Annotated in this window: 3 protein-coding genes; 1 reads left to right on the top strand and 2 read right to left on the bottom strand. The window is 75.4% G+C overall.

Annotated elements, in window-relative coordinates; translation table 11 throughout:
* Nucleotides 1-209 precede the first annotated feature (209 nt).
* Nucleotides 210-911, top strand: a complete 702-nt coding sequence (locus AA75_RS35985) for a bifunctional DNA primase/polymerase (protein ID WP_033824605.1) — start codon at nt 210-212, stop codon at nt 909-911.
* Nucleotides 912-1,068: 157 nt separating this feature from the next.
* Here the strand turns inward: AA75_RS35985 and ftsY are convergent, their stop codons facing one another.
* The gene (gene ftsY / locus AA75_RS35980) at nt 1,069-2,319 is read right to left on the bottom strand and encodes a signal recognition particle-docking protein FtsY (RefSeq protein ID WP_199520495.1); all 1,251 of its coding nucleotides are present in this window, start codon (nt 2,317-2,319) and stop codon (nt 1,069-1,071) included.
* Between the two features lie 222 nt (nt 2,320-2,541).
* A partial coding sequence (locus AA75_RS35975; RefSeq protein ID WP_033824603.1) for an AAA family ATPase occupies nt 2,542-3,712 on the bottom strand: 1,171 nt, incomplete at its 5' end.

Genomic DNA, 3,712 nt, shown 5'->3' with positions numbered 1-3,712 from the left:
TGCCGCCCTCGGGACGACGGAGGCACCTCGTGCAGCAACGACGATCCGGCATCCGGCGGGCCAGTGCAAGGCGACTCCTGGCGCGCGCCACCCGAATTGGCGCACGGCGCCCACTGCGCGCCGCCAACGCACCACGTGCACCACACCGGACAATTGACCCGATGTCACGGTCCCGTAACCACCGGCAACCCGAACCTGTTGGGGGAGGCATGGACAACCTGTTCGGCGATCTCCGGCTGGGCACCCTGTGGCCGGCGCCGCGCGGTACCCGCCGCACCCGCGCCACCTCGCTGCAGGCGGCCACCGAGTACACCGGCCGGCTGGGCTGGTCGGTGGCCGTGGGCACCACCGGGCCGGGCCGCCCCCGGGCCGCGACGGGCTGCGCCTGCGCCGCCCCGTACTGCGCCGCCCCCGGCCTGCACGACACGGTCGGACCGGAGCTGCCGGCCGGGACGGCCGTCCCGGAGCTGGCCGCCCGGTGCACCGCCGGGGCGCCGCTGCTGCTCCCGGCCGGGCGGACCTTCGACGTCCTGGACGTCCCGGCCCAGCCCGGCCTGCAGGCGCTGGTCCGGCTGGAGCGGATGGGCACCCAGGTCGGCCCGGTGCTGGCCGCCCCGACCGGCCGGATGCTGTTCTTCGTCGCCCCCGGCACCGCCGGTCAGCTGCCCGAGCTGCTGTACCGGATGGGCTGGGACGACGCCGCCCTCGACCTGGTCTGCCACGGCGCCGGCAGCTACGTCGCCGCGCCGCCGACCGTGCTGGCCGGGCTCGGACCGATGCGCTGGCTGCGCCGCCCCTGCCGGGAGAGCGCGGTCCGTCCGCCCGAGGCCCGGCTGCTGCTGGGCACCCTGGCGTACGCCTGCCACCGCAGCCGGGCCCGCACGGCCGAGCCGGCCTGGCTGGCCTCCTGACCCACCGCGTGCACCGCGTGCGGGCCGCGCAGTAACGTTCCGCGCCGCACGGACGACGGGACGACCGGACGACCGGACGACGAAGGGCCGCCTCCCCCGCACCGGGGAAGACGGCCCTTCGGCCTGCGGCCGGGCCTGCGGCCGCCGCCGGACCGGGTCAGTCGCCGATCAGCGCGTCCACGAACGCGGCCGGCTCGAACGGCGCCAGGTCGTCCGCGCCCTCGCCGAGCCCGATCAGCTTGACCGGCACGCCCAGCTCGCGCTGGACCGAGATCACGATGCCGCCCTTGGCGGTGCCGTCCAGCTTGGTCAGCACGATGCCGGTGATGTCGACGACCTCGGCGAAGACCCGGGCCTGCACCAGCCCGTTCTGGCCGGTGGTGGCGTCCAGGACCAGCAGCACCTCGTCGACCGGGCCGTGCTTCTCGACCACCCGCTTGACCTTGCCGAGCTCGTCCATCAGGCCGGTCTTGGTGTGCAGCCGGCCCGCCGTGTCGATCAGCACGGTGTCCGCGCCCTCGGCGATGCCCTCCTTGACCGCGTCGAAGGCGACCGAGGCCGGGTCGCCGCCCTCCGGGCCGCGCACGGTCTGCGCGCCGACCCGCTCGCCCCAGGTCTGCAGCTGGTCGGCGGCGGCGGCACGGAAGGTGTCGGCGGCGCCGAGCACCACCTTGCGGCCGTCGGCCACCAGCACCCGGCCGAGCTTGCCGGAGGTGGTGGTCTTGCCCACGCCGTTGACGCCGACCACCAGCACGACGGCCGGACGCCCGTCCTCGTGCTTGGCGGTGCTCAGCGAACGGTCGGCGTCGGCGCCGATCAGCCCGGTCAGCTCCTCGGCGAGCAGCTTGCGCAGCTCGGTGGGGGTACGGGTGCCGAGCACCTTGACCCGGGTGCGCAGGCTGTCCACCAGCTCCTGAGTGGCGGCCACACCGACGTCGGCGGTGATCAGGGTCTCCTCGATCTCCTCCCAGGTGTCCTCGTCCAGGCGGTCCCGGGAGAGCAGCGTCAGCAGGCCCTTGCCCAGCGTGTTCTGCGAGCGCGAGAGCCGCGAGCGCAGCCGGACCAGCCGGCCGGCCGTCGGCTCGGGGACCTCGATGGCGGGCGGCGCGACGGCCTCCTCGACCGTGGCCTCCTCCACCGCGGTGCCCTCGACCGCGGTGTCCTCCGCGGTGGCAGCGTCGGCGGTGACCGCCTCGTCCGGTGCCTCGGTGACCGGCGCCGTGTCCGCGGACGCCTCGGTGGGCGCCTCACCGGCCTCGGGCGCGCGGGGCGTGGGCGGCGCGACGACCGGGGTCTGCGCCTTGGGCGGCAGCTCCTTGCGCCGTCGGCCCGACACCACCAGGCCCGCGACCGCACCGACGGCAAGCACCGCGATGACGACCGCGAGGATCACATACTCCACATCCATCTCCTTCGCTGAATCCCACGACCCAGACCGACCGGTCCACGTGATCCTTCGGTCACCGGCGCACGACGCACCGCCGCCTCACCGTCGGCCCTGGGCGCCGCGGCCCGGTGGGGGCGGCCCGGTGAGAAGCCCCCTCGGTCGCGAGGGGGAGGAGTCACAACCCGTCCAGTATCCGCGAAGGGCGCGCGGCGGGCGCCAACGCCCCGGGTGTCGGCGGGTGGATCAGTCCGTCGGCCCGACGGCGGCGGCGGACTCCTGCTGCCGGGGCAGCCCGGGCCGCACCCGCCCGTCCCCCTCGCGGCCGGCCGGCGCCTCCTCGGCCGCGCGGCCGGGTTTCGCCCCCTCGCGCAGCCGCTGGCTGATCACCTGGGAGATGCCGTCGCCCTTCATGGTGACGCCGTAGAGGGCGTCGGCCGACTCCATGGTCAGCTTCTGGTGGGTGATCACGATCAGCTGGGAACTCTCCCGCAGCTCCTCCATGATCGAGACCAGCCGGCGCAGGTTGGTCTCGTCCAGCGCCGCCTCGACCTCGTCCATCACGTAGAACGGGCTGGGCCGCGCCTTGAAGATCGCGACCAGCAGCGCCACCGCCGTCAGCGAGCGCTCGCCGCCCGACAGCAGCGACAGCCGCTTCACCTTCTTCCCGGGCGGCCGGGCCTCCACCTCCACCCCGGTGGTCAGCATCGACTCCGGGTCGGTCAGCACCAGCCGCCCCTCCCCGCCGGGGAACAGCCGCGAGAACACCCCCTCGAACTGCGCCGCGGTGTCGTGGTACGCCGCCGTGAACAGCTGCTCCACCCGCACGTCCACGTCCCGCACGATGTCCATCAGGTCGCGCCGGCTGCGCCGCAGGTCGTCCAGCTGCTCCCCGAGGAACTGGTGGCGCTCCTCCAGCGCCGCGAACTCCTCCAGCGCCAGCGGATTGACCTTGCCGAGCTGCTGGTACGCCCGCTCGGCCGCCCTCAGCCGCTTCTCCTGCTCGGCCCGGACGTAGGGCACCGGCTCCCCCGGCTCCTCGCCCTCCTGCGGGACGGAGGGCGGCACCGGCGTCGCCGGCCCGTACGAGGCGAGGAGTTCGGCGCCCTCGATGCCGAACTCCTCCAGTGCCCTGGCCTCCAGCTGCTCGATCCGCAGCCGCTTCTCGGCCCTCAGCACCTCGTCGCGGTGGCCCGCGTCGACCAGCCGGTCGAGTTCGGCCTTGAGTTCGCGGCCGGTCTCCCGCCCGGAGCGCAGCTCGCTCTCGCGCTCCGCCCTGGCCCGCTCCGCGGCGGTGCGCTCCGCCTCCGCGCGGCCGAGCGAGAGCTCCAGGCGGCCGAGCAGCTGCCGTGCGCCCGCCGCGACCGCGGTCGCCACCGCGCCGTCCCGGCGGGCGCGTTCGCGCCGCTCGGCGGCC

Origin of the sequence: Kitasatospora sp. MBT63 (genome assembly GCF_000710465.2) — a bacterium.
In the GTDB taxonomy this organism is placed as follows: Bacteria; Actinomycetota; Actinomycetes; order Streptomycetales; family Streptomycetaceae; genus Kitasatospora.
The sequence above is the reverse complement of the archived record's forward strand: the minus strand, read 5'-3'. Positions and strand labels throughout refer to the sequence as shown.